This is a genomic window from Pseudoxanthomonas spadix, assembly GCF_003703395.1.
Classification (GTDB): Bacteria; Pseudomonadota; Gammaproteobacteria; order Xanthomonadales; family Xanthomonadaceae; genus Pseudoxanthomonas_A; species Pseudoxanthomonas_A spadix.
Map to the genome: position 1 here is coordinate 306,546 of NZ_RDQN01000003.1, position 23,560 is coordinate 330,105.

Genomic DNA, 23,560 nt, shown 5'->3' on the forward strand with positions numbered 1-23,560 from the left:
GCAGCCCCCTTCTTGGGGGAGGGGTTGGGTGAGGGTTCGGAACGAGCGATAGACCGCCCATGCCACGGTGAAGTCCGCGAGCACGGTGCGAGTCGCCCGTCCCGCACCCTCATCCGCCCCTTCGGGGCACCTTCTCCCGATGGGAGAAGGGGAAAAGCAGTGTGCTGGCTTTCCTTAATTCTCTGCCCCTGGAATCCCCATGACCGCCACCTTCGAATCCCGCAAATCCCAGGCCGCCGCGCTGTCCATCGCCACCCAGGCCTTCATCGACGGTCAGTACGTGGACGCGGCCAGCGGCGCGACCTTCGACTGCATCAGCCCGATCGACGGGCGGGTGCTGGGGCAGGTGGCCGACTGCGGCCAGGCCGACATCGACAAGGCGGTGCGGGCGGCCCGGCGCAGCTTCGAGGCCGGCCACTGGGCGCAAACGGCACCGACCCATCGCAAGAAGGTCCTGCAGCGCTTTGCCGAGCTGGTGAACGCGCATGTCGATGAGCTGGCGCTGCTGGAATCGCTGGACATGGGCAAGCCGGTCGATGACGCGCTGGGCTACGACGTGCCGGCCACCGCCCGCTGCCTGGCCTGGACCGGCGAGGCGATCGACAAGGTCTACGGCGAAGTCGCCGCCACCGGGCCGGGCGAGCTGGGCCTGATCACCCGCGAGCCGCTGGGCGTGGTCGCGGCAATCGTGCCGTGGAACTTCCCGCTGGTGATGGCCGCGTGGAAGATCGCCCCGGCGCTGGCGATGGGCAATTCGGTGGTGCTCAAGCCGTCGGAAAAATCGCCGCTGAGCGCACTGCGCCTGGCCGCACTGGCGATGGAAGCGGGCATCCCGCCCGGCGTGTTCAACGTGGTGCCGGGCTTCGGCAAGACCGCCGGCGAGCCGCTGGCCCTGCACATGGATGTCGACGGGCTGGTGTTCACCGGCTCGACCGCGGTGGGCAAGCGCCTGCTGCAGTGCGCGGGCCTGTCCAACATGAAACGCGCCTACATGGAATGCGGCGGCAAGAGCCCGAACATCGTTTTTGCCGATGCGCCGGACCTGGACAGGGCCGCGCAGGTCGCGGCTTCGGCGATCTTCTACAACCAGGGCCAGGTGTGCACCGCCGCCTCGCGGCTGCTGGTGGAGGAATCGATCCACGCGCAGTTCGTCGAGCGGGTGGTCGCGGCCGGCCGCAAGCTGCAGCCGCAGCATCCGTTCACCCCCGGCGCGGCGATGGGGGCGATGGTCGATGCCGGCCAGGTCGAGCGGGTCATGGGCTACATCGCCAAGGGTCAGCAAGAAGGCGCGCGCCTGGTGCTGGGCGGCCGCCAGGCCAGCGTGGTGGAAGGCGGCTGCTATATCGAACCGACCATCTTCGACGGCGTCCAGCACGGCCAGACGATCAGCCGCGAGGAGATCTTCGGGCCGGTGCTGTCGGTGATCGGCTTCAGCGACGAGGCCCAGGCGATCCGGTTCGCCAACGACAGCGAGTACGGCCTGGCCGCGGCGGTATGGACCGGCGACATCGCCCGCGCCCATCGGGTGACCCGCAAGCTGCGTGCCGGCAGCGTGTGGGTGAATTACTGGGATGGCGGCGACATGACCGCCCCGTTCGGCGGCTACAAGCAGTCCGGCAACGGCCGCGACAAGTCGCTGCACGCCTTCGACAAGTACACCGAGCTCAAGGCCACCTGGATCAACCTGGAAGGCTGAAAGCCAGGCGCGCAGGCCGCTTTCCGCGCGCGCCGCACCAGGTTTGGACTGGTGCCTGCTGCGCACGGCCGTTGCGGTCGGTGTCGTTGCATTGCCCCGGACACGGCGGTGTCGATCCACATCATGCCTGCCGCGCCGCGAACGCTTCTGCGGTCATGATCAAGTCGGGAAAGACCTCTCGCAAGGCAAGAATGTCCGCATCGCCCGTGATCAACGCATCGGCCTTGCCGACGTGCGCGAGCACCAGGAACACCTGGTCCTTCTCGTCGCGGCAGGCTGGCAGGTCTGGCCATGGTGCCGGCAGTTCCACCACCTCGGCGTAGGGCAGAAAGTCCGCCAGCAACTCCTGCTGCTCCAATGCCGAGAGCTTGAACTTGGGATAGGCCAGGACGCGCAGGAGTTCACCGGCCGTCGCCCGGCAGACCAGCGGCTGCAACTGCTGGCGCTGCCAGGCCTGTCGAATCCAGGCCACACGTCCGGCACTGAAGATCAGCGCCGAGAGCACGATGTTGGTGTCCAGGACGACCCTGCGCATCAGCGCCGCGCCCAGGCCACCGCATCCTCGACGTCCTGCTCGGTGATCCCCAGTTGCTCCAGCTTCTCACGCACGGCCTGGGCATTCTGGACCCGCACCGGCGTCAGCACGATCCGGCCGCCCTCGACCGTCACCTCGAAGTACTCGGCAGCATCCACGCTGGAGACAGCCGCCTTGGGCAGCGTGATCTGATTTTTCGACGTGAGCTTGGCAAGCATGGGAGCCTCCTGTAGGTTTCAAAGGAAATCTTACTTCCTTACTTCATTCCCAGCAAACACGCCTTGGGCGCCAAAAGGTCAGCCCCGGCGTCCATCAGCGATCCAGCCGCAGTGGCCCGGCATTGACCGGGCAAGGCAGGCGCGCGAGGCCGCGTCGCGGCGTTTAGAATTGGCGTTCTTTCTTTTCCAGCACCCCTGATCGCCTTCATGACCACTTCCCACGCCCCCCTGCGCGGTAGCATCGTCGCGCTCGTCACCCCCATGCACCAGGACGGCAGCGTCGACTACGCCGCCCTGCGCAAATTGGTGGACTGGCACGTGGCCGAAGGCACCGACTGCATCGGCGTGGTCGGCACCACCGGCGAGTCGCCCACGGTCAACGTGGACGAACACTGCCAGATCATCCGGGTCGCGGTCGAACAGGCCGCCGGCCGGGTGCCGGTGATGGCCGGCTGCGGCGGCAATTCCACCGCCGAGGCGATCGCACTGGCCCGGTTTGCGCGCGAAGTCGGCGCCGACAGCCAGCTGCAGGTGGTGCCCTACTACAACAAGCCCGGCCAGGAAGGGCAGTACCGCCACTTCGCCGCCATTGCCGAGGCCACCGGCGATCTGCCGATCGTGCTCTACAACGTGCCCGGCCGGACCGTGGCCGACCTGCAGCACGACACCGTGCTGCGCCTGGCCCAGGTGCCGGGCATCGTCGGCATCAAGGAAGCCACCGGCAACATCGAACGGGCGCAGTGGCTGATCCGCGAGGCGCCGCCGGGGTTTTCGATCTATTCCGGCGACGATGCCACCGCCGTGGCGCTGATGCTGTGCGGCGGCCACGGCAACGTCAGCGTGACCGCCAACGTCGCCCCGCGCCTGATGCACGATCTGTGCATGGCCGCCCTGGCCGGCGATGTCGCCACCGCGATGTCGATCCAGCTGCGCCTGCTGCCGCTGCACAGGCAGCTGTTCGTCGAATCCAACCCGATCCCGGTCAAGTGGGCGGTCTCGCGCCTGGGCCGGTGCGGCGGCACCCTGCGCCTGCCGCTGACCGAGCTGGAGCCGGGCAACCAGGCCCGGGTGGAAGCGGCCCTGCGCGGAGCGGGCCTGCTGGCATAAGCCAGCGAGCCGGCCCATCAGCGCCCGGCCTGCGCCGCGGTGTCCGGGCGCAGCCCCATGACGCGCGGTCGCGGGGACCGGCGCGCCGGCGCGCGGGCACCGCATGCTGCCGAAGCGTCAGACGTGACAGAATTCGCCGGATTGGTTCATGGAACAGACCCTGAAGATGGCCGCCGTCCCCACCACCGCCCCCGCCAATTCGCCTGCCCGCGTGCTGCTGGCCAGCCTGATGGGCACCACCATCGAGTTCTTCGACTTCTACATCTACGCCACCGCCGCGGTGCTGGTGTTCCCGAAGCTGTTCTTCCCGCAGGGCGATCCGGTCGCCGCGCAGCTGGCTTCGCTTGCCACCTTCGCAGTGGCCTTTGTGGCGCGGCCGTTCGGCTCGGCGCTGTTTGGCCACTTCGGTGACCGCATCGGCCGCAAGGCCACGCTGGTGGCCGCGCTGCTGACCATGGGCATCTCCACCGTGGTGATCGGCCTGCTGCCCACCTACGGCACCATCGGCGTGATCGCGCCGGCGCTGCTGACCCTGTGCCGCTTTGGCCAGGGCATCGGCCTGGGCGGGGAATGGGGCGGGGCGGTGCTGCTGGCCACCGAAAACGCACCGCCAGGCAAGCGCGGCTGGTATGGCATGTTCCCGCAGCTGGGCGCGCCGCTGGGCTTTCTGCTGTCGGCGGCAACCTTCCTGATCATGGGCGCCACGCTGAGCCCGGAGCAGTTCATCGGCTGGGGCTGGCGGGTGCCGTTCATCGCCTCGGCGCTGCTGGTGATCATCGGCCTGTGGGTGCGCCTGAGCATCAACGAGACCCCGGCCTTCCAGCAGGCGATCGAACGCAACGTGCGCCTGCGGGTGCCGTTTCGCGCGGTGTTCTCCCAGCACCTGGGGCCGCTGGTGCTGGGCACCCTGGGCGCGCTGGCGACCTTCGTCCTGTTCTACATCATGACCGTGTTCGCGCTGGGCTACGGCACCGGCATCCTCGGCTACAGCCGTCAGCAATTCCTGCTGCTGCAGATGGTGGCCATGCTGTTCTTCGCCGCGGGCATCCCGCTCTCGGCGCTGTACGGTGACCGCACCACCGCACGCGGGGCGATGCTGGTGGCCAGCGTCGGCATCCTGGTGTTTGGCCAGCTGTTCGGCCCGCTGTTCCAGGCCGGGCACGTGGTCCAGGTGGCGATCTTCCTGTGCATCGGTTTGTTCATCATGGGCTGGACCTACGGCCCGGTCGGCACCCTGCTGGCCGAGGTCTACCCGACCGAAGTGCGCTACACCGGCTCGTCCCTGTCGTTCAACCTGGCCAGCGTGCTGGGCGCGGCGCCGGCGCCGTACGTGGCCACCTGGCTTGCGAGCAACTACGGCGTGCAGATGGTGGGTTACTACCTTAGCGCCGCGGCCCTGGTCACGATCCTGGCGCTGCTGGCGGTGCAGCGCCACCCCAGCGTCAAGTAGGAGTCAGCTCACGAAATTCGTTCAAACGCATGCCGAAACCGCCCGTGCTCTTCAATCAACCCCAGTGCAACGCGCGGGCCGGGTGCGTCGACGAATTTGCAGATCCAACGCCGTGAAGGGTCAGCACGAGCAAAGCAGGCATGGGACGACTCATGGGTGAGAAGCGTCGTCGTTGTTGCGCACGGTGCCCAGTAACTGCAACAAGTTGGGGAGCGCGGTTTGCACCGTCTCCCACACCACGTCGAGGTTGATGTCGAAGTAGCCGTGGGCGATGCGGTTGCGCATGCCACGCATACTCCGCCACGGCACGTCGGGATGGGCCTGGGTGAACTCGGCGTAGCCATCCATCACCTTGGTGGCGGCCTCACCGATGACGATGAGGCTCATGACGACCGCCTGCTGGGTGCGCTTGTCGGCAAGGAAGTCGCCCTTGCTCAAACCGTCCACAAATCCGCACGCGTCGGCCGCCGCCTGCCGCATATGGTTCAGGTAGTCGGCCAGGCGGCGATCGCTCATACGGGCTGCGCTTCGGCGAGCACCTGCGCACGGAACGACGCTGGAAGATCACTCGGCGTCAGCAGATCGACGGAGATGCCGAGCAAGGCTTCCAGCTCGACCTGCAAACCGCCGAGGTCGAACAGCGTTGCGCCGGGCAGCGCGTCGACCAGCAGATCCAGGTCGCTGCCCTCCTGATCCGTGCCACGCAGCACGGAACCGAAGATGCGCGGGTTCGCCGTACGAAAACGGCTTGCTGCTTCGCGGACGGCACTTCGCTTGAGATCGAGCACGATCGACGGGCGCATCCGGCATTCTCCTTTATCGAAACTCATGGTTACGGTATTCGTGCATGAATAGGGTTTCAAGAACTGTTGTGCTACCTGCGCCGTCCCGGTTTCGCGTTGCCGCCCGATGGCGAGCCGCCCGCGGCCTTGCTGATGCACGTCGTCGACAGTTGCGCATCGAGCCGGCGGTGTGGCCGCAGTATGCACAGCGGCCGGAAACTCGGCGCGAGCATCTCGCCGAATTGCAGACGTGGCTCAACCTGAAACCGTTCTCGGCCGCCGACTATCGCCGCGTGGTCCACCAGCTCAGCGAGCTCGCCCAGCAGACCGACCGTGGCATGGTGCTGCCGCACGCGCATCGCTCTTGGCGGCCGGCCGCGCGCGGGGCAGGGCCGTCGCCGCCCTTGCAGTCTCGTCCAGCCCCCGGCGCGCGGGTTCGCGACCGGCCCGGGCCTCGGCCTGACCCGGCAGGTCAATAAGCCGGCGCCTGGTGCCAGCGCCAGGCGCTGTCGATGATCTCCTCCAGCCCGGGGTGGCGCGGCTGCCAGCCCAGCACGCGGCGGGCCTTGTCGCTGGCGGCGACCAGCACGGCTGGATCGCCCGCCCGGCGCCCGGCCTGCTGGTAGGCAATGTCGCGGCCGGTGACCGCGCGCGCCGCCTGCAGCACCTGCAGCACGCTGAAGCCTTGCCCGTTGCCCAGGTTGAAGGCGTGCGCGCCCGGCTGGCGCTGCATCAGTTCCAGCGCACGCAGGTGTGCATCGGCCAGGTCCAGCACATGCACGTAGTCGCGCACGCAGGTGCCGTCGATAGTGTCGTAGTCATCGCCGAACAGCTTCAGGCCCGGGCCGGTGCCCAGTGCCGCGCGCAGCACATTGGGGATCAGGTGGGTTTCGGGCTGGTGCGATTCGCCGATGTTCTCGTCCGGCGCCGCGCCGGCGGCGTTGAAATAGCGCAGGCACACCGAACGCAGCCCGTAAGCCTGGGCCGCATCGGCCAGGATGCGCTCGACCATCAGCTTGCTGGCTCCGTACGGATTGATCGGCGCCTGCCGATGGTCCTCATCGATCAGCGCGCTGAGCGGGTTCCCAAAGATCGCCGCGGTGGAGGAAAACACCAGCCTGTCCACCCCACGCCGGGCCATCGCCTGCAGCAGATGCAGCGTGCCCACCACGTTGTTCTCGTAATAGGCGTAAGGCGCGCGCACCGATTCGCCCACCAGCGAGCGCGCGCAGAAATGCATCACCGCATCGACCGGGCGCTGAAACGCGGCATCCAGGGTGTCCGGCTGGAGGAGGTCGGCCTGCACCAGCGGCCCCCAGCGCACCGCGGCGCGATGGCCGGTGGCCAGGTTGTCCAGGACCGTCACCGCGTGCCCGGCCCGCGACAGGGCCAGCGCCGCATGCGCACCGACGTAGCCGGCGCCGCCGCAAACCAGGATGTGCATGCTCGCTCGTGGTTGTCCCCGTGGGGCGCAGATTGTAGCCAGCCAGGGCGCCGCCGACGGCGCGCAGGCGTGCGCCGGACCAGCGGCCGGTGCAGATTTACCCGCGCCGGCGCCCATGGCAGACTGCAATGGCTCGCGCCAGCTTGCGGCGGCGGCACACGGGGCAACGCGAAGGCCATGGGGTGTGCCGGCGCAGCACCGCGCCCCGCCCATCCTCGGCACGCCCCCCCTGCGCGCAACCTTCCCTCACGTGCCCGGTCCCCACATGAACCCTGACTCCCGCATTTTCGTCGCCGGCCACCGTGGCCTGGTCGGCAGCGCCATCGTCCGTCGCCTGCAGGCGCTGGGCTACAGCAACCTGCTGCTGGCCGGCCGCGAGGTGCTGGACCTGCGCGAGCGCACCGCGGTTGATGCCTTCTTCGCCCGGGAACAGCCGCAGGTGGTGTTCCTGGCCGCGGCCAAGGTGGGCGGCATCCACGCCAACGACACCTATCCGGCCGAGTTCCTGCTGGAAAACCTGCAGATCCAGAACAACGTCATCGACGCGGCCTACCGCAACGGCGCGCACAAGCTGACCTTCCTGGGCTCCTCGTGCATCTACCCCAAGTTTGCCGAACAACCCATCCGCGAGGATTCGCTGCTGACCGGCCCGCTGGAACCCACCAACGAGTGGTACGCCATCGCCAAGATCGCCGGCATCAAGCTGTGCCAGGCCTACCGCCGCCAGTACGGATTCAACGCCATCAGCCTGATGCCCACCAACCTGTACGGCCCCGGCGACAACTTCGACCTGGACAACTCGCACGTGCTGCCCGCGCTGATCCGCAAGTTCCACCAGGCCAAACTGGCCGGCGCGCCGGAGGTGGTGATGTGGGGCACCGGCACGCCGCGGCGCGAGTTTCTGCACGTGGACGACATGGCCGCCGCCACCGTCTACCTGACCCAGACCTACAACGGCGCGGACATCGTCAACGTGGGCGTGGGCGATGACATCAGCATCCGCGAGCTGGCCGAACTGGTGAAGGACATCACCGGCTACACCGGCAGGATCGTCAACGACACCAGCAAGCCCGACGGCACCCCGCGCAAGCTGCTGGACGTCAGCCGCCTGCACAGCCTGGGCTGGAAGGCACAGGTGGAGCTGCGCGAGGGCATCGCCGCCACTTACCAGTGGTTCCTGGACAACCAGCAGTCCCTGCGCGCGGCCTGAATGTGCGGACGCGCTGCCAGCCGCCCCCAAACCGCTGAAGGGACAGCAAGGCCAGCTCAACTGACAAATCCTCGCCCAGCCCGCATGCCGCCGCGTTTGCCCCATGGCCGTGCTGCCCGCGATGGGTGACGGGCTGCCCCTTGGCAGCTGGCGCTGGTTCACGCCGTGGGGCGATGCCCTGCTGGTGCTGCCGCTGGTGGCCTGCGCGGCGGCGCTGCTGGCCTGGCACCACCGCGATGCGCGCCGGCCCGCACTGCGCTGGCTGCTGATCGTGGCGATGGCCGGTGCGGTGACCGCCGCCAGCAAGATCGCCTTCTACGGCTGGGGCACCGGCGTGCCCGCCTGGGACCTGACCTGCTTCAGTGGACATGCGGTGGTGGCGATGGTGTCCTGGCCGGTGCTTGGGGCGCTGCTGGCACCACGCCGGTGGCCGGGCGCGCGCCAGGCCATGTGCCTGGGCGGCATCGTGCTGGCACTGTTGACCGGCTACTCGCGCGTGCACGTGGGCGGGCACTCGCTGGCAGAAGTGATCGCCGGGGCCGGCCTGGGCGGCCTGGGCGCCTGGCTGGCGCTGCGCGCCCTGCGCACGCACACGCTGGACCTGGCCCGCCGCGTGGTGCTGGTCCCGCTGGCCCTGGTGCTGGTGGCCATCACCGTCGCGCCCCCGGTCCGCATCCCCACCGAGGGCCTGCTGGCCCGCATCGGCACGCTGCTTTCAGACGCACCCACCCCGGTCTCCCGGAAAAGCTGGCGCCAGGCGCATGGCTACGGCGACATTGGGACAGAGAAGGAATAGATGCGCCGACCGAGGCCAGGTCTGGCAGCCGGGTGGGGCCCGTCCTCGGCTGCTACAGCCGTGCATGACCGGCCTCCCGTTGACTTCGCACGGCCAGGACGAAAACCGTATCAATCGCCGCGGCATAGCGATACAGCGCCACATACCCGCGCGCACCCCGACCGATCACCAATTCGCGATTGCCCGCGGTGTCCGGACGGCCGATCAGGGGATTGCGTTCCAGCACGTCGATTGCCGCGATGATGTCCTGCAACCGCGACGGGGCGTCCGCTACGTCGTACTCGGCAAGATGGGCCAGGATCCGGTCAAAGTCATCCGCAAGCTCCGGAGCCAGCTCGATACGGGACACCTTCAGGGCGCCAGCTTGCGCGCCGCCGGCCGCGCGGGACGCTTGCCCTCCATGCTTTGCTCAAGGTAGCGCCGCATTTCCTGCCACGGGATGGTCTCACCGGACGCCACGATGTCCGCATACCGCTGGTTTGCGGTCTCGTTGAAATCCTGCCGCAAGGCTTCCTGTTCGGTTTTCTCCACAATGGCTTGCAGGATGAAGCCGTGGGTTGTGGTGCCTGATCGTTCCGCCGCCAGACGGATACGCTGTTTGAGTTCATCCGACAGGCGAATGGTCGTGGTGGACATGGGCCGCTCCAGAAGCAAAATGATGTAGCACTTTAGTGTCACATGCTCGCAGGTTTCCGCGCCGCAAGTCCAGCCCGTAGGAGCGGCGCCCCGCCGCGACCAACGCCGGCGGCCACCCCCGTAGAAGCGGCGCCCCCGCCGCGATCGGTCCCCGATGCCGTTCGCAATCCATCGGCCCGGGGGCGGGCTTCCTACAACCGATGTCCTGTAGGAGCGGCGCCCTCGCCGCGATCGCCCCCGCGCAATCAACGGCCCGCGGCCACACCGCACCGCCCAAACAGAAAATCCGCCTGCACCGCGCGGCCTTGGCCGTCATCGGCCATGTTGTAGGCGCCCGCAAGCCCCAGCCCGCGCTCGCGCTCGCGCAGCCAGGCGATCACCGCATCGGCCAACGCCTGTCCCGCATACAGCTCCATGAACCAGCACTCCACATATATCCAGGCGAAGCGGTCCAGCATGCCCTCGCAACCGGCCAACGCCGGCAGCTCGAAGCCCTGGACATCCATCTTGAGCGGTGCCGGTTCGGCGAGATCCGCCGCTGGCACTTCACCCGCCGCATCACACGAATGCTGGCCGTGCCCGCCTGCAAGAATGATTTGATTGCAAGACCAGAGGATCGTCCACCAGAGGACACCTACACCAGTGCAACGCTCACGCCCAAGGCCTCTGCCGCAGCGGCAAGACCACGATCCAGCGTGCGCACCCGGGCTCCGCGCCGGCTGGCAACCGCCAGGTGCAGGGCATCACCCGCGCGCAGGCCGGTGGCGTGCTGATCGGCGAGGCGCGCGGCGACCCGGAAATCCTGCCCCGAGACCGGCAACACCTGAAAGGAGGCGTCCACCAAAGCCGTGAAAACCGCCAGGGCTTCCGCCCGATCGGGCGCGGCCAACTGCCCGGTCCGCACCTTGACCGACATCGCCGCCGAAAACTCCGTCAACACCCACTCACTGATTGCGAGCACCCCCGCGGCCTGATCCGCCAGCCACGCCTGCATCCGGCCGGTAGCCGGTTCGCGGGTCAATGCCGCCACCAGAATGCTGGTGTCGACGTACAGCATCAATACCGGCTCTGATCGCGCACCTGGCGCATGAACTCGCCCGCGCTCTGCGGCTGCTCGGCCATGCGTGCGGTCAGCTCCCGCAGCGCATCGGCATCCACCGGCCGCAGCAGCCGCTCGGCACGAATCAGTCGGCCCACCGGACGGCCCCGCTTGGTAATCACCACCTCGTCACCTGAAGCCAATTGCTCCGTCAATTCGCTCAAGTGAGCCTTGGCGTGCGCAAAGCTCACGATTTTCTCGCCCATACTCACCTCGTGACCACATTACTGGTCACATAGTAGCCGCCGCCATGCATCGGGACAATATCCGCCACGCCCGTCGCCCACACCCAACCCATCGGCCCGGGGGCGGGCCTGCTACAACTGATGCCGCGTAGCCGATGCCGCTGTGGCGGTGCTGGACGTTGTACCAATGCACGAAGGCCGCCGCTCACTGGCGTGCGCCGTGCAGGTCGGCAAAGCCCTTGGCCGGAAATTCGGGCCGGTACTTGGCGGTGCGGAACAGGGACAGGGGCCAGATCTGCCAGCCGGAGGGTGCAGGCGCCTGCAGATACTCCCTCCGGGCGCAGCAGAAGCCGCGCGCGGGTGGGGGCGGTGCGGTGGCCACTCAGCAGCCAGCCGCCCGCATCACGCAGCAGCAGGGCGACCGGAGACCTGCGGGGCGCTACGCACCACCTGAAAGAGCGTGGATGGGTCGAAGACAGTCCATCGCGTTCAGTCCGTGCCCGCCACCAGCTTGAGCCCGGTCAATCGGCTCAGTTCCGCGCAGATCTCATGTTTGTCACTCAGGTGGGCGATGGCACGCTGCAGCTCCATCTTCCTGGCGCCCACCAGAAAGCGGTACCAGTAACCCTGCAGGAAGTGGTAGACCAGCCCCTCGCGCCCATCCAGAAAACCAAGCTGGAAGATGTAGCGCCACAGAAAATACAGCGGGGCACTGACCGTGAATGGGATCCGGTTGTAGACCCGCTCCTTGCCCCAGCGCTTGAACGCGGCCTGCCAGGACGCGCTCTCGCTGCTCAGCGCCTCATCGCGGCCGAACAGGCCGAGCTCCTGGTTGAGTGCTTCAATCGCCTCGCGCGTGGCGTACTTGTTGTGCTTGTCAACGAAGTACGTCAGGTCGTTGAGGTTGTGGTCTATGAAACCGCCGTTGAAGGTGACGGTGCGACCTTCGGTGACGACAATATGCTCGTCCATCCAGCGATCTTCGATATGGCCTTTGCCGCGCCGGAAGATGCGGAGCATCAACAATGGGTAACGCCCACCGCGGCGGACCCATCGACCCATGAAGATGTGTTTGCGCTTGAGGACGATACCGGTAACGTCAGCGGCAAGGACGGGCAGTCTTCGTCTTATCTCGTCGGCCAGGTCCGGCTCAATGATCTCGTCCGCGTCGAGTCGAAATATCCAGTCGGCAGAAATAGGGGCGTTGTCCAGGGCCCATTGGAACTGCTTGGCTTGGTTGACAAAAGGGTGATAGAGCACCGTGGCCCCGTGGGATTCAGCGACGCGCACGGTATCGTCGGTGGAGCCGGAATCAACGACCAAGACTTGAGAAGCAATTTCCGCCACCGAAGCCATTGCACGGGTGACGTGCCTCGACTCGTTGTAGGTGAGAATGATGACGACAAGGTTCATTGAGCGGAGATTCCGAAGTGCATGTGTAGAATCTCGTCTACATGCCTCCGTGGCGACATAGCTGCCCGGAGCGGCTCGGAGAGCGTGCTGCCAAAAGCGATCATCATCGCCAACCGTTCGCCGGCTGGGATGTCGGCCGCGGTCTTTATTTTGCGCTCAATTTTGTTGGTAATGGCCAAGTTTAGTGGGCAGGCCGCGACGCCCCGCGAATGGAAAGCGAGGAGCAGGCACATTGCGAAGAGAGCGCTGTCAACATAGGGTTGGTTTCTTTGGCCGGGACCGCCCCATGCGGCAATCTCCGAGGTCACTACGAACAGGTTCCCGACGTGCTTTGAGAACCCTCGCGAACCTCCCTGAAGCGCAAGTAGTTCGTCTATCCGGCTGCGATCCTGGTAAAGATGAACCTGTGAAGACTGACGATTGCACTGAGAGGGCGCGCTTTGGGCGATTCGGACCACCTCCTGAACAACATCTAGCGGTAGGGCTTTGCCATCAAACATGCGCAAGCTGACACGGGATTGCAGCAATACGGGGCGGGCGTCGCCGGTGTCTCCATGCAGTTGCACAGACTTGACGCCACCGCGCGTAGTCAGCCGATACTTGTCATGCCAACGCGATAGGAAAACGGCAATCTCGTCGAGAATTGGATCATCGATCGATCCATCACGGTGGAATCGGAGGTACGATTCCAGCGCACCCAACGCCATTTCCGCTGGCAGTGGGGAGAATGATGGATCATACCCATCCAGTGAGGACATGACAAAGCGAATCTTGTCGCGACCGAACAGCGGACGTCGAAACGGAAGGGAAAGCCCCTTTTCAATTGTATGGGTTTCTATGATGATCTTATAGAATAGTCGCTTCTGCCGATCAACCAGCGGCGAGTAGCCATTATAGCGCAGGCATAGCCACAGGTCTTGCATGTATTCGGACAGAAACTGAAGGATTTTTCCAATCTTGGAAAACATGCTCATGTGGCCTGGGGATTAGTGGAGAGGACTCGTGGCCTGACGGGTTTGCACGGGCTGCCGATGCATATCGACCATGCTGGTAGGTCTCGCGTTACAACGGACCGAGCACCGACTACGGCGCCTTCCCCGATGCTGGTCCCCGGATGGATGAAGCACTCCGCTGCGATCCACGCATGGTCGTGGATTGTGATCGGAGCGGTGATGAGCGGACGAAGCAGGCTGCCTATCTCATGCGAGCCAGTGCACAAAAATGCGCGCTGGCTTACGGCGACCTTTGAGCCGATGCGGATTTTATCCATCGTGTAGCAATCGACGCCTTCTCCGAGCACAGAGTAACTTCCCATCTGCAGATTCCATGGCGCCCAAACTCTGCAGCTGGGTGAAATACGGCAGCCCGGACCGATTGTCGCGCCGAAGACTCTTAGCAATCCCCGGCGCCAGCCGTGCAGCGCCCATCGCGGAGTTGGTCGGAAGGCGAGCAGCCAGACGGCTTCCCATACAAAGCGCTTAAGCTTGCTTGAAGCTGGAAGCGTGTTGACATACTTGTATTGTTGAAATTGGTTCAATGTGACTCCGCTCGCGTGAGCTCGTCTTCCAGAAAAGATGTACCGCTTTGACGCAGCGTTTTCTGTTTGGTTGCGACCTCGGCCCAGTCTATTGGTGAGTTGACAAGTTCGCGTACTTGCGAAATCTGATCCTTGCTGACAAAGCGGTCCATTAGTCCGAGCTGCGCCAAAAGATTGCGCGAGCGGGCATTCATTACCGCTCGGCTACCCGGCAATTCTGCCACCAGGAAAGGTTTGCGGAACAAGATCGAGAAAACAGTCCCATGGAACGAGTTGGTGACGACGAAGCTGGCGTTGGCGAGTTGGCTCACCCATTCGGCAGGGCCGGGATGTACGGTCTGGCCGATCTCCCGCCAGCGACGGTGTACGTTGTAAGGCGAAATGATGCTAACAGATAGCGCGCTGGCGGCACTCTCCGCCACCTCGCGGATTCCGTCGGCTGTGCGCAACGCGTAGCAGAAGACATGCCCTTTCCGGCAGTCGCCTGAACACCGCAGCAACTCGTCGTATTGATCGTGAAGCAGCGTTGGATCCGGCACGCAGACTGCGTCACGCCCAGATGCCGTTTTAATGATATCGAGGCCGCTCTGTTCCCGCACAGAGATGCTCGACAGAGACTGCAGCAGCGGCGCAAGCGCTTCCACCTCCAGCGGAGCTAGCCTGTCCCTACCGAAACTTGCCGCATAGGAGATGCGTCGCGCGCTGGAATCCTTGGCAAATGTAAGAAAGTAGGCTGGGTCGAAACCGTACTGGACGGACGGGCTCCATATCTGGTCACTGCCCGCCACGATCAAGTCGTAACTTGACGCAATCGCTTGCAGCTCGGCGATGGTCTGCAACGGGCTACCTGAAATGCCGAGATGACTCCTGCGGAAATCCGCAAATTGCGCGGCCTGTTCCTTGTTTCCCAGGTGTCTGTGCAGAAACCCGGATGACTTGAGGTACAGGATCTTCGCGTTGGCCTTAATAGCGGAATTGCTTAGAGAAAGCCGAATCGGTCCGCCTTTTTCGACGTGCGCGGGATGATAAGGGATGAACTCGGCGATGTGCCCGCGATCGCAGAACCACTTGCGCAATGCATAGGCTTGAAGCAGAGCCCCGAAGTTCTCGCTGAAATGGAAGGTTAGTATGCCTACTCTCACAGCTTCTCCGCGGGCATCGTTTTACTAATGTGCAAGATTTCTATCAGTCGTTTGGCTACCTGTTCGATACGGTATCGGGTATCGAAGCAGTTGCGGGCTGCGCTACTCATAGACACAAGGCCGGCCTCCGACATGGATAGCCAGGTGCGCATAGCATCTTCTGTCCCCTCCAGCGTATCGTCACGGACGATGCCGGCGCCGTCCGCTTCGACCTCGCGCCAGATGTTGACCTTGTTGCTGATCAGCACCGGTTTGCCGCAGCCCAGCGCTTCTGCCACCACGATACCGAAGTTCTCCTGATGCGAGGGCAGGCAGAACACCTCCGCCGCGTGGAATGCGCCCCACTTTTCGTCGCCCTGCAACATGCCCGGCCAGGTGATGCGCCCGGCAATACCCAGCGCCTGTGCCTGCCGCTTCAATTCCGCGGCCCAGCCGGTCTGGTCCGGGCCGGCCATGACCAGGTGCAGGTCCGGATGATCCCTGGCCACGCGAGCAAAGGCCTCGACCAGCAGGTCGCAGCCCTTCTTCTCGTGGATGCGGCTGAGGAACAGCACGATGCGCTTGCCGTGCAGCTCCGGGTGGCGGGCACGGAAGCTGGCGGCCAACATGCCATCAGCATCCGCTGGAGGCGAGACCGTCCCCAGACTGATGACCTCTTCGTTGGCCCGGTAGAGCCAGAACGATTTCCGCGCAAGGAGCTTCTCCTCCTCGCAGGTGAAAAGCACGGCCCTGGCACCGCGCAGCACGCGGTATTCTGCCCACGGCCAGTACAGCCACTTCTTCAAGTGCTTGAGCGGGTAGGTATGCTTGAACCAAGGATCCAGCATGCCGTGGGGAAACACGAAGTAGGGCGTGTCCGTCCCGGCGAGTGCTCGCCATGCGGCAAGTCCATGGTACTGCCAGAGGCCGTCGACGATGACCGCATCAAACCGCGCGCGATTTTCTTTCAGCCATGGCACCAGGCGCGGTTGATAACGATAACCCCTAGTGGAAGGCCCCAGGGGATGGACCGGGACCGGATAATCCAGAAGAAAATCGCCTTCATTCGGCGAGTCCAGGCAAACGACTTCGACATGTACTCCCCGCGCAGCCAGCGCGCCGTCCGTGCGCCGGGCCACCTCCATCGGCCCACCGCCGCGTGGGTCGATGCTGGGGATGATGCGCAGCAGATTCACGCAGAAGGGCCTGCGGCGGAAAGGATAGTTTTGCAGCCATACAGTATCTTCATGGCCGCGGCTTCTGGGGTGTATCGACCGATGTGCTTCAAGCAACGATCCGCCACGAGCGCCTGGTCCGAGAACGTGGCAGCCAGCTTCAGAAGCTTGTCGGAAAGATCATTTGGGTTCCCTGTTTCAAAGACGTAGCCGGTAATGCCGTTTACTACAAGTTCGGGCGCGCACCCACAACGATCACTAACAATGACTGGACAGCCGTAGTGCAAGGCCTCATTGACGACAAGGCCCCAGGGTTCGCTGCGGCTTGGAAGGACAAGGCACGTGGCACGAGCGTAATACTGGGCTAACGCCAGTTGATCCATGCTTCCTACGAATTCGATCGATGCACCCAGGCCAAGATCGATCGCAAGCTCTTTCAGGTCCTTGGCTTGCGGCCCGCTCCCTACAAGCAATAATCTTGCGGCAGGCAATGTATCCAATACTTGTCTGAACGACTTGAATAGCACATCCAGGGATTTTTCGGGGGCCAGTCGACCGACGAATAAAAAAATCGGCGCTTCGGCGCGCGGTGGCTGGCGCAAACGCATCCGGCGTGCGTTGTCCTCGGAATATCCATCCGGCAGGGCGGCTGCCTGGCAGGGCTGGAAGACGCGATTCTTCGGCGCGCCATAGTGAACCAGCAGATCTTCCGAACGCCGGCCATATCCGAAGTAGCCGTTGCAAGCGGAAAAAAATACCCTTTTAAGGACGCCTTTCCACGCCGACTGCGGCCTATCGAGAAGCGTGGAGTCGCAGAACACGCCGCGTTGCTTGCCGGTGAAGACTGCAGCCAGCAGCATGGCCCAATGCTCCAGTTTGTCGTAGCCGGGGATCAGCACCAACTTTGCGTCGGAGGCTACAACTCTGCGGACTAGGGTGCTCGCGAGGCGGATCTGGCCTATCTCTTCATAATTTCCAGGAAACAGCAGCTCATGCGGATACTGGTGATAGTCGATATCCACGCCGGAAAGTGCGACCCGCGAACCGCTGGTATCGGAGATATGAGTGAAGCGGATATCCACGCCCTCGCTAGCCGCCAACGGATGCAGGGCCGAAAAAATCCTCGCTTTATAGCGAGACCAGCGGATGTTGTGGTAAAGGTCGACTTTCATCATTTCATGATGGGCGTGTGGCGGGCCAACTGGTCAGCTCGTTGCACAATGGCCCGAGTATCAACAGCACTGTATGCTGACTTGCGGACGGGCAGCGCTGTAATTGTCAGGAGAATGAAAACGAGTTTTGGAAGACTCCACGAGTCCGTTAGATAGCCCTCCAGCATGCTCCCTGCCAAAAGTGCCAGCAGCAATGCGAATTGTAGATGTTCGGGGCTCTTGAGATCATGCCGCGAGCTCCACGCTAAGCGCAGATGTCGGTAAACGCAGAAGAACGCCAAGGCGAGGAGCATCAGGCCATAGGGTATACCGAAGGCAGCCATGGCCCGAAGGTACGAGTTTTCGGAATCTCCGGTGAAGTAGCCCTGCCCGAGCCATGGTCGATCGGAGATCAGCTGCAACATTCGAAACCATGCGGCCGTTCGTGTATCCCCGCTCTCCCCGCGTGAATAAGCCTCGCCGGTGCCATAAAGCGTAAAAAAAACATAGCTGCAGATCAGCGCGAACAGAACCAAGGAAATCAAGGAACCGACGCTCGGCTTGTATTTTCTGCGCGCAAGCCATAGCGTACCCAAGCCTATGAAGAGCGCGATTAATGCCGTCCGCGACCCAGTAGCGAATTGAGCAGTGAGCCCTGCAACCAGGAGCAATATCGCCGTGGCAGAACCACGCTCTCGAAGGAGGTTCGGACCGAGCAGGCGGGATGCAACGACAATGTTGCAGAGAGCGAGTTGCACTCCGATGAAGTTTGGATGACTGGATGTTCCAAAAAAACGCGGGTTTCCAGGAACGAATCCGTAGCCCAACGCGAAATTCAGTGTGTTCATGACAACGAACGCTGCCGAAAACAAGTAAAGGGCATTGCGGGCCTGCTGCCTAAAAGGCACGATTCCGCGCGAGGCAATGAAGTTCCCGCTCGACGCTAGAATAAACATAATCATCAAGGAAGCTTGCAATAACTTTACTGCGGAGTCGGTTCCAAAAAAAGCAGCGCGTAAGGAGGCGGCTCCAGAAAGGAGAAGCAATGCAAAGGCGGCACCGCTGACTTGTACGAAGGCCAGTCTGGCGCGGCCGAATGAAAGGACGCCAGCAACAGCCGCCAACGCCAAAAAGAGCTGGGAATTGGCTTTCAAAGCAGCGACTGCAGGATGTACCGCCAGCTCCGACCAGAATGCGCTAGTCGCGATGGCGCCACTGTCATCTTTCAATGAGGCGGCGAGCAATAAAAAAAACCACAGCATGGCCGTCAAATTTGGCTTTTTGAGTTTCAAGGAGCACCTACTTCTGGATCGACGTTAGATGTCCACATCGCTCGGGTGCGCATTTACCTTACCGCCGCGGCATGGAGAGGAGGATCTCGGCAGCTTTCGCGATCCGTCCTTGCAGGAGTTCCAGCTGCTTTGTAGGAGCCACGGTGAGTCGTCCAAGGTCGATCGCTCTCATCGCATGACTTTCGATCGCGTCGATGCTGGATTCAGAAAGCGGAGAATAGAGATATTTGAACGTCGACTGCGGAACTTTATTTCTGCTTATCAAGCCCAAGAGAAGCCTGCGCGATGGACGTCTGCCAGGTGTCGGCAGCGCGAGAGGAATAGGAAGCGAGTCGATTTTCAACGAGAGATAGAAATCAAGCCATTTTGTTTCATCAACGATACCCAGCAATTTGACACGTATGAACGGGATGCCATATGCCGCAGCCAGGATGGCAGCGTGCAAAGATTCAGCGAGGACCAAGTCTGCCTGCTTGATGGTTTCTATATATGAATTCAGAGGCTTCAATGCAGGATCCAGATAGTAAAAGCTCCCGCCCCCAGCGTTGCGGAAATCCCAGAATTCAGCCGTCCGGTGATGCAGGGCGATTACATATTTTTTGTTTGTCGCTGCGATCCCATTGTTGAAACCAGGCAGCTTCGGGAGAAGTAGCGCGGGGTCGCCCATCACTATCGAGCCGGCTGGGTCATGCCCGATACTCATTGCTGTAAGTGGGCCTCTGACGCCCAGAATCTTGATCTGAGCACCGACGTTGGCAGGATTTCCTTGTCCGTAGCCGGAGCCAAACACGATGGAGTCATTCAGGGAGTTGATGGACCCGTTTAGAAGCGTGCCAATTCCTATCAGCTTGTTCCCTTTGATTTTTTTGTAATCTGGACAAACTGCTTCAAAAAATTGTGGATTGAGATCATCGCCGAAGTTGCCGCGTTCGCTCCGATAATAATGAAGTTCCATTAATGATCCCCCTTTGTGGGCCGGGTGCTCCCCACGTAAACCCATGTGATGAATTCGGGTATGGCCAGTGCAATCGAAGCAACGTACAGCGGGGGTAGAATTTTTACGAGGACGGGCCATGCACAAAGGCTTAGGATGCATCCGGCCAAGTAGATGGCGGAAGTTTTTGCATGCAGATTGACGGCCACCTTGTAGGTCAGGGGCAGATACCACATAACGTTAAAAAGTGCATGCAGCCCAATGGCAGCCAATACCATGTGGTTCGTCGTGAGGCGATGTTGGCTCCAGATTTCCATGACCCACGGTCCGATGCCAGTCAATAAAAGGTAAGAGGCAACAGAGACCAAGATTACAACGAGGGAAATTCTCGTATGGAGGGACTTGGCCGCGGAAACTTCTCCTTGGCCTACGAGGCGCGACAATTCCGGGCGCACGGCATGGCTGGCAGTGACACCCAATTGCAGGACAAGACGCATTAGGGTACGGCCCATACTGTAGATCACGACCACAGAGGGTGGAGCAATCTGGTTGAGCAGCTGCAACCCGCCCTGCAGGGTTACGACTTGGCCTACAGTGATTCCAACATGTCCCAGTGCTGGTTTGAAGATGCTGCGAAACTCAGTCCACGAGGCGTGCCGGAGGCCGAGGAGGGGCCATGGTGACAATCTGTGAAGCAGGAGAAGATAGAGAAACGTTAGGGTCATTTGACCAAGAAGCAGGGCTGCCGCAAGTGCGACTGGCCCGTACCCATAGGACAGGATGGCAATGGTGACGATGACGTCGAGGGCGCGCCGATTGGCAAGCAGGAAAATTCCCGTGCTGGTTCGGTCGATTACTCTAAACCACCCACTCATGGGCCCGTTGCCGACAAGCGTGAAACACAAGTGCCCACAAAGAAGCAGTAGGACGGTATTTGCCTGAGAGCGATTCAAAAAAGAAAGCTTGAGCAAGTCTGCCCAGTCGATAACGTGGCCAAGAAACCACGCGATCACAAGTAATGTTGCTGCCACTATCGACGTGAAGAACAAAGACGTTTGCAGGGTGCACCTTACGCCGTCGATCTGGTTCCGGGCGGCCAGCATGATGGCCTTACTGCCAGAGGCTTGGCCAACACCTAGGTCAAGGAGTCCCAGTAACGTCGGGACGCCCGAGAGCACCAGCCATTCGGCATAGCCTTTGTTTCCCCAATGATGCAAGAAGAATGGGACCGTGATGAACTGGACTGCCAATGTGACGACTTGCGTATAACCGTAGCCGAGAAGGTTGGCGGAAAAGCGGCGCCACAAGTTGCCTGTGCTTCGCGGGGAGAGGCTGTCAGTCGTCATGGGCGTGGCGGCGTGTTGCGGCTGCACCTACCCTTCCTTGCCTATCGCCACGTGATAGCCGTGCGTACTGAGCAACGCATGCTGCCTTGCCACGTGTAAGTCGCTCGCCACCATCTCCTTCACCATCTCCTGCAACGTGACCTGCGGCACCCAGCCCAGGTCTGCCTTGGCTTTGGCCGGGTCACCCAGCAGCGTCTCCACTTCCGCCGGGCGGAAGTAGCGCGGGTCCACCTGCACGATCACATCGCCTGGCTTGACCGCAGGGGCCCTGTCGCCTGCCACCGCCTGGACCACGGCGCGCTCGTGGGCGCCTTGGCCCTCGAAGGCCAGGGTGATGCCAAGTTCGCTGGCGGCCATCTCGATGAACTGGCGCACGCTGTACTGCACGCCGGTGGCGATCACGTAGTCCCTGGCCAGCTCCTGCTGCAGCATCATCCACTGCATGCGCACGTAGTCGCGGGCGTGGCCCCAGTCGCGCAGGGCGTCCAGGTTGCCCATGAACAGGCAATGCTCCAGGCCCTGGGCGATGTTGGCCAGGCCGCGGGTGATCTTGCGGGTGACGAAGGTTTCGCCGCGGCGCGGGCTTTCGTGGTTGAACAGGATGCCGTTGCAGGCGTACATGCCGTAGGACTCGCGGTAGTTGACCGTGATCCAGTAGGCGTACAGCTTGGCCACCCCGTAGGGGCTGCGCGGGTAGAACGGGGTGGTTTCGGTCTGCGGGGTCTGCTGGACCAGGCCGTACAGCTCGCTGGTGGAGGCCTGGTAGAAGCGGGTCTTGTCGGTGCGCTTGAGGAAGCGGATCGCCTCCAGCAGGCGCAGGGTGCCCATGCCGTCCACGTCGGCGGTGTATTCGGGGGCCTCGAAGCTCACCGCCACGTGGCTCTGCGCGCCCAGGTTGTAGACCTCGTCCGGCTCGACCTCGGCGATGATCCGGGTCAGGTTGCTGCTGTCGGTCAGGTCGCCGTAGTGCAGGTGCAGGCGCGCGCCGGGCTGATGCGGATCCTGGTAGAGGTGGTCCACGCGCTGGGTGTTGAACGAGGAGGCGCGGCGCTTGATGCCGTGGACCTCGTAGCCTTTTTCCAGCAGCAGCTCGGCCAGGTAGGAGCCGTCCTGGCCGGTGATGCCGGTGATGAGTGCGCGCTTGCTGGTCATGCAGGGTCCGTGTCGGTCAAGGGTTCGCTGGGCGCGCCGCGCGCCAGCAGCGATTGGATGTCGATGTTCAGGCGCGTGAGGATGGACTCGCGCGCCAGCGTGCTTTCGGCCTGGGCGCGGGCGGCAGCGCCCAGCTTGCCACGCATGGCTGCATCGCAGGCCAGCTCGCGCAGCGCATTGACCAGTGCCTGGGCATCGCCGGGCGGCACGCTCACCCCGGAGCCCAGCAGCGCGTTGGCCACGCCGGTGCCGGGCAGGGCGGTGGCCAGCACCGGGCGTCCGCTGGCCAGCATGCCGGTCATCTTGGATGGCATGACCAGGTCGGCCACGTCGGCGCGTTGCGGCAGCAGGTGGATGTCGGCCAGGCCCAGCCAGTCGTTGAGGCGCTCGGTGGGTTGCAGGCCCAGGAAGTGCACGTTGGACAGGCCCTGGCAGTTCTGTTCCAGCAGTTCGCGCCCCGGGCCCTGGCCGCCGAACACGAAGTGCAGCTGTGGCAGGTCGCTGGTGGCGCGGGCCACTTCAGCCAGCAGCTCCAGGCCCTGCTTGAGGCCCATGTTGCCCGAGTACAGCGCCACCAGTGCGTCTTGCGGGATGCCCAGCTCGGCCCGGTACGGGCTGGGCGCATCCAGCGGACGGATGCCGTCGATGTCGGCCCAGTTGGGGAAACAGGTGCAGGCATCGGCCTGGACCCCCTTGGCGTGCAGCCGCTCCAGCATCTTGTCCGAAATCGTCGACACCCGGTCGAACGCGCGCATCACCAGGCGCTCGATGCCCATGGCGATCTTCCTGGCCGGGCCGGCGTTGACGATGCCCATGTCCAGGGCGGCATCCAGCTCGAAATCCTGCACGTGCAGCCAGGTCTGCGAGCCGGACAGCCTGGCCGCCAGCAGGGCGCCCGGGGCGCTGGCCAGGGTCGGGGCGATGTTGATCACCACGTTGGGGTGGAAGAACAGCGAGCCGACCAGCGGCGGCAGGCACGACAGGCCAAAGCTGGCCAGGTGGATCATCCGGGTCAGGCCGCCCGGCCTGGCCGGCACCCAGACCGGGCAGCGGATCACGTCAACGCCCGCGATGGTCTCGCGCGACCACCACCAGCGCCTGTAGCCGGCGGCGACTTTCCACGCCGGGTAATAGGGCGGGGCGGTGACCACCCGCACCCGGTGCCCCTGCGCGGCCAGCCAGGTGGCCATCTCGCTGGTGTACTTGCCGGTGCCGATGTTCTCCGGGGCGTAGTTGATGCCGGTGATCAGGATATTGGCCACGGTGGACTCTCCTTGCAGG

At 63.4% G+C, this 23,560-nt stretch carries 27 protein-coding genes; 6 read left to right on the forward strand and 21 right to left on the reverse strand.

All coding sequences use genetic code 11. The annotated features are described in order from the left end of the window. The first annotated feature begins 199 nt into the window (after positions 1-199). Positions 200-1,696 carry an aldehyde dehydrogenase gene (locus D9R12_RS06595; RefSeq protein ID WP_122229187.1) on the forward strand — a complete coding sequence of 499 codons (1,497 nt, stop codon included), beginning with the start codon at positions 200-202 and terminating at the stop codon, positions 1,694-1,696. 121 nt (positions 1,697-1,817) lie between these two features. On the opposite strand, the gene D9R12_RS06600 is transcribed toward D9R12_RS06595, so the two are convergent. Together D9R12_RS06600 and D9R12_RS06605 are read right to left on the reverse strand one after the other, a co-directional pair. Then, positions 1,818-2,231 (reverse strand): putative toxin-antitoxin system toxin component, PIN family, encoded by a 414-nt coding sequence (locus tag D9R12_RS06600; RefSeq protein ID WP_122229190.1) that lies wholly within the window; start codon positions 2,229-2,231, stop codon positions 1,818-1,820. Continuing rightward, positions 2,231-2,449 carry an AbrB/MazE/SpoVT family DNA-binding domain-containing protein gene (locus tag D9R12_RS06605; protein WP_014160326.1) on the reverse strand — a complete coding sequence of 73 codons (219 nt, stop codon included), beginning with the start codon at positions 2,447-2,449 and terminating at the stop codon, positions 2,231-2,233. The genes D9R12_RS06600 and D9R12_RS06605 overlap by 1 nt, the downstream gene beginning before the upstream one ends. Positions 2,450-2,656: 207 nt before the next feature. Between D9R12_RS06605 and dapA the strand changes: the two genes are divergently transcribed. Both dapA and D9R12_RS06615 read left to right on the forward strand, forming a co-directional pair. Further along, positions 2,657-3,556, forward strand: a complete 900-nt coding sequence (gene dapA, locus D9R12_RS06610; RefSeq protein ID WP_122229192.1) for a 4-hydroxy-tetrahydrodipicolinate synthase — start codon at positions 2,657-2,659, stop codon at positions 3,554-3,556. Positions 3,557-3,704: 148 nt separating this feature from the next. Continuing rightward, entirely contained in the window at positions 3,705-5,006 is a 1,302-nt protein-coding gene (locus D9R12_RS06615; RefSeq protein WP_244671786.1) for an MFS transporter, read from the forward strand. A gap of 150 nt (positions 5,007-5,156) precedes the next feature. On the opposite strand, the gene D9R12_RS06620 is transcribed toward D9R12_RS06615, so the two are convergent. Together D9R12_RS06620 and D9R12_RS06625 are read right to left on the reverse strand one after the other, a co-directional pair. Continuing rightward, a complete protein-coding gene (locus D9R12_RS06620; protein WP_014160329.1) occupies positions 5,157-5,522 on the reverse strand; it encodes a HepT-like ribonuclease domain-containing protein in 366 nt (121 codons plus the stop codon). After that, positions 5,519-5,809, reverse strand: a complete 291-nt coding sequence (locus D9R12_RS06625) for a nucleotidyltransferase family protein (protein WP_014160330.1) — start codon at positions 5,807-5,809, stop codon at positions 5,519-5,521. The genes D9R12_RS06620 and D9R12_RS06625 overlap by 4 nt, the downstream gene beginning before the upstream one ends. A 44-nt stretch (positions 5,810-5,853) precedes the next feature. On the opposite strand from D9R12_RS06625, the gene D9R12_RS16215 reads away from it, so the two are divergent. Continuing rightward, a complete protein-coding gene (locus D9R12_RS16215) occupies positions 5,854-6,267 on the forward strand; it encodes a DUF4158 domain-containing protein (RefSeq protein WP_343202885.1) in 414 nt (137 codons plus the stop codon). Here the strand turns inward: D9R12_RS16215 and galE are convergent. Then, entirely contained in the window at positions 6,261-7,232 is a 972-nt protein-coding gene (gene galE / locus D9R12_RS06635) for a UDP-glucose 4-epimerase GalE (RefSeq protein WP_122229194.1), read from the reverse strand. The two genes, D9R12_RS16215 and galE, sit on opposite strands and share 7 nt — an antisense overlap. A 265-nt stretch (positions 7,233-7,497) precedes the next feature. On the opposite strand from galE, the gene fcl reads away from it, so the two are divergent. Beyond that, entirely contained in the window at positions 7,498-8,442 is a 945-nt protein-coding gene (fcl, locus tag D9R12_RS06640; RefSeq protein ID WP_014160335.1) for a GDP-L-fucose synthase, read from the forward strand. Between the two features lie 103 nt (positions 8,443-8,545). Then, entirely contained in the window at positions 8,546-9,238 is a 693-nt protein-coding gene (locus D9R12_RS06645) for a phosphatase PAP2 family protein (protein ID WP_122229196.1), read from the forward strand. Positions 9,239-9,290: 52 nt separating this feature from the next. Here the strand turns inward: D9R12_RS06645 and D9R12_RS06650 are convergent, their stop codons facing one another. The 16 genes from D9R12_RS06650 to D9R12_RS06720 form a co-directional block, all read right to left on the reverse strand. Next, the gene (locus D9R12_RS06650) at positions 9,291-9,587 is read right to left on the reverse strand and encodes a type II toxin-antitoxin system RelE/ParE family toxin (RefSeq protein ID WP_122229198.1); all 297 of its coding nucleotides are present in this window, start codon (positions 9,585-9,587) and stop codon (positions 9,291-9,293) included. Positions 9,588-9,589: 2 nt separating this feature from the next. Next, entirely contained in the window at positions 9,590-9,874 is a 285-nt protein-coding gene (locus D9R12_RS06655) for a type II toxin -antitoxin system TacA 1-like antitoxin (RefSeq protein WP_014160338.1), read from the reverse strand. 245 nt (positions 9,875-10,119) lie between these two features. Continuing rightward, positions 10,120-10,419: an FkbM family methyltransferase gene (locus tag D9R12_RS06660; protein ID WP_211327654.1), complete on the reverse strand. Its 300-nt coding sequence runs from the start codon at positions 10,417-10,419 to the stop codon at positions 10,120-10,122. Between the two features lie 89 nt (positions 10,420-10,508). Then, positions 10,509-10,931, reverse strand: coding sequence for a type II toxin-antitoxin system VapC family toxin (locus tag D9R12_RS06665; RefSeq protein WP_014160340.1), 423 nt, complete (start codon positions 10,929-10,931; stop codon positions 10,509-10,511). Then, positions 10,931-11,179, reverse strand: coding sequence for a type II toxin-antitoxin system Phd/YefM family antitoxin (locus D9R12_RS06670; RefSeq protein WP_014160341.1), 249 nt, complete (start codon positions 11,177-11,179; stop codon positions 10,931-10,933). The genes D9R12_RS06665 and D9R12_RS06670 overlap by 1 nt, the downstream gene beginning before the upstream one ends. A gap of 468 nt (positions 11,180-11,647) precedes the next feature. After that, on the reverse strand, positions 11,648-12,571 hold the full coding sequence (locus D9R12_RS06675; RefSeq protein ID WP_122229200.1) for a glycosyltransferase family 2 protein: 924 nt from the start codon (positions 12,569-12,571) through the stop codon (positions 11,648-11,650). After that, positions 12,568-13,545, reverse strand: a complete 978-nt coding sequence (locus D9R12_RS06680) for a nitroreductase family protein (protein ID WP_122229202.1) — start codon at positions 13,543-13,545, stop codon at positions 12,568-12,570. Before D9R12_RS06680 ends, D9R12_RS06675 begins: the two co-directional genes overlap by 4 nt. Next, positions 13,542-13,886: a putative colanic acid biosynthesis acetyltransferase gene (locus D9R12_RS16255; protein WP_425479064.1), complete on the reverse strand. Its 345-nt coding sequence runs from the start codon at positions 13,884-13,886 to the stop codon at positions 13,542-13,544. The genes D9R12_RS06680 and D9R12_RS16255 overlap by 4 nt, the downstream gene beginning before the upstream one ends. 218 nt (positions 13,887-14,104) lie before the next feature. Continuing rightward, positions 14,105-15,250: a polysaccharide pyruvyl transferase family protein gene (locus D9R12_RS06690; protein WP_122229207.1), complete on the reverse strand. Its 1,146-nt coding sequence runs from the start codon at positions 15,248-15,250 to the stop codon at positions 14,105-14,107. Further along, positions 15,247-16,425, reverse strand: a complete 1,179-nt coding sequence (locus D9R12_RS06695; protein WP_122229209.1) for a glycosyltransferase — start codon at positions 16,423-16,425, stop codon at positions 15,247-15,249. Before D9R12_RS06695 ends, D9R12_RS06690 begins: the two co-directional genes overlap by 4 nt. Further along, positions 16,422-17,576 (reverse strand): glycosyltransferase, encoded by a 1,155-nt coding sequence (locus tag D9R12_RS06700; protein WP_170159174.1) that lies wholly within the window; start codon positions 17,574-17,576, stop codon positions 16,422-16,424. The genes D9R12_RS06695 and D9R12_RS06700 overlap by 4 nt, the downstream gene beginning before the upstream one ends. Further along, the gene (locus D9R12_RS06705; RefSeq protein ID WP_147475055.1) at positions 17,576-18,847 is read right to left on the reverse strand and encodes an O-antigen ligase family protein; all 1,272 of its coding nucleotides are present in this window, start codon (positions 18,845-18,847) and stop codon (positions 17,576-17,578) included. The genes D9R12_RS06700 and D9R12_RS06705 overlap by 1 nt, the downstream gene beginning before the upstream one ends. Positions 18,848-18,905: 58 nt before the next feature. Then, positions 18,906-19,802, reverse strand: coding sequence for a polysaccharide pyruvyl transferase family protein (locus D9R12_RS06710; protein WP_170159175.1), 897 nt, complete (start codon positions 19,800-19,802; stop codon positions 18,906-18,908). Further along, positions 19,802-21,154: a lipopolysaccharide biosynthesis protein gene (locus D9R12_RS15745; RefSeq protein ID WP_170159176.1), complete on the reverse strand. Its 1,353-nt coding sequence runs from the start codon at positions 21,152-21,154 to the stop codon at positions 19,802-19,804. The genes D9R12_RS06710 and D9R12_RS15745 overlap by 1 nt, the downstream gene beginning before the upstream one ends. Further along, a complete protein-coding gene (gmd, locus tag D9R12_RS06715) occupies positions 21,155-22,279 on the reverse strand; it encodes a GDP-mannose 4,6-dehydratase (protein ID WP_122229216.1) in 1,125 nt (374 codons plus the stop codon). Continuing rightward, positions 22,276-23,541 (reverse strand): glycosyltransferase WbuB, encoded by a 1,266-nt coding sequence (locus D9R12_RS06720; RefSeq protein ID WP_014160351.1) that lies wholly within the window; start codon positions 23,539-23,541, stop codon positions 22,276-22,278. Before D9R12_RS06720 ends, gmd begins: the two co-directional genes overlap by 4 nt. Positions 23,542-23,560: the final 19 nt, after the last annotated feature.

Bases quoted from the DNA above. Each gene is read 5' to 3' on its own strand.
- D9R12_RS06680 (WP_122229202.1), bottom strand. From the start codon at position 13,545: ATGAGCATGTTTTCCAAGATTGGAAAAATCCTTCAGTTTCTGTCCGAA.
- D9R12_RS06600 (WP_122229190.1), bottom strand. From the start codon at position 2,231: ATGCGCAGGGTCGTCCTGGACACCAACATCGTGCTCTCGGCGCTGATC.
- D9R12_RS06675 (WP_122229200.1), bottom strand. From the start codon at position 12,571: ATGAACCTTGTCGTCATCATTCTCACCTACAACGAGTCGAGGCACGTC.
- D9R12_RS06625 (WP_014160330.1), bottom strand. From the start codon at position 5,809: ATGCGCCCGTCGATCGTGCTCGATCTCAAGCGAAGTGCCGTCCGCGAA.
- D9R12_RS06595 (WP_122229187.1), top strand. From the start codon at position 200: ATGACCGCCACCTTCGAATCCCGCAAATCCCAGGCCGCCGCGCTGTCC.
- dapA (WP_122229192.1), top strand. From the start codon at position 2,657: ATGACCACTTCCCACGCCCCCCTGCGCGGTAGCATCGTCGCGCTCGTC.
- D9R12_RS06620 (WP_014160329.1), bottom strand. From the start codon at position 5,522: ATGAGCGATCGCCGCCTGGCCGACTACCTGAACCATATGCGGCAGGCG.
- D9R12_RS06700 (WP_170159174.1), bottom strand. From the start codon at position 17,576: ATGAAAGTCGACCTTTACCACAACATCCGCTGGTCTCGCTATAAAGCG.
- D9R12_RS16215 (WP_343202885.1), top strand. From the start codon at position 5,854: ATGAATAGGGTTTCAAGAACTGTTGTGCTACCTGCGCCGTCCCGGTTT.
- fcl (WP_014160335.1), top strand. From the start codon at position 7,498: ATGAACCCTGACTCCCGCATTTTCGTCGCCGGCCACCGTGGCCTGGTC.
- D9R12_RS06710 (WP_170159175.1), bottom strand. From the start codon at position 19,802: ATGGAACTTCATTATTATCGGAGCGAACGCGGCAACTTCGGCGATGAT.
- gmd (WP_122229216.1), bottom strand. From the start codon at position 22,279: ATGACCAGCAAGCGCGCACTCATCACCGGCATCACCGGCCAGGACGGC.
- galE (WP_122229194.1), bottom strand. From the start codon at position 7,232: ATGCACATCCTGGTTTGCGGCGGCGCCGGCTACGTCGGTGCGCATGCG.
- D9R12_RS06665 (WP_014160340.1), bottom strand. From the start codon at position 10,931: ATGCTGTACGTCGACACCAGCATTCTGGTGGCGGCATTGACCCGCGAA.
- D9R12_RS16255 (WP_425479064.1), bottom strand. From the start codon at position 13,886: ATGGGAAGTTACTCTGTGCTCGGAGAAGGCGTCGATTGCTACACGATG.
- D9R12_RS06615 (WP_244671786.1), top strand. From the start codon at position 3,705: ATGGAACAGACCCTGAAGATGGCCGCCGTCCCCACCACCGCCCCCGCC.
- D9R12_RS06645 (WP_122229196.1), top strand. From the start codon at position 8,546: ATGGCCGTGCTGCCCGCGATGGGTGACGGGCTGCCCCTTGGCAGCTGG.
- D9R12_RS06670 (WP_014160341.1), bottom strand. From the start codon at position 11,179: ATGGGCGAGAAAATCGTGAGCTTTGCGCACGCCAAGGCTCACTTGAGC.
- D9R12_RS06605 (WP_014160326.1), bottom strand. From the start codon at position 2,449: ATGCTTGCCAAGCTCACGTCGAAAAATCAGATCACGCTGCCCAAGGCG.
- D9R12_RS06655 (WP_014160338.1), bottom strand. From the start codon at position 9,874: ATGTCCACCACGACCATTCGCCTGTCGGATGAACTCAAACAGCGTATC.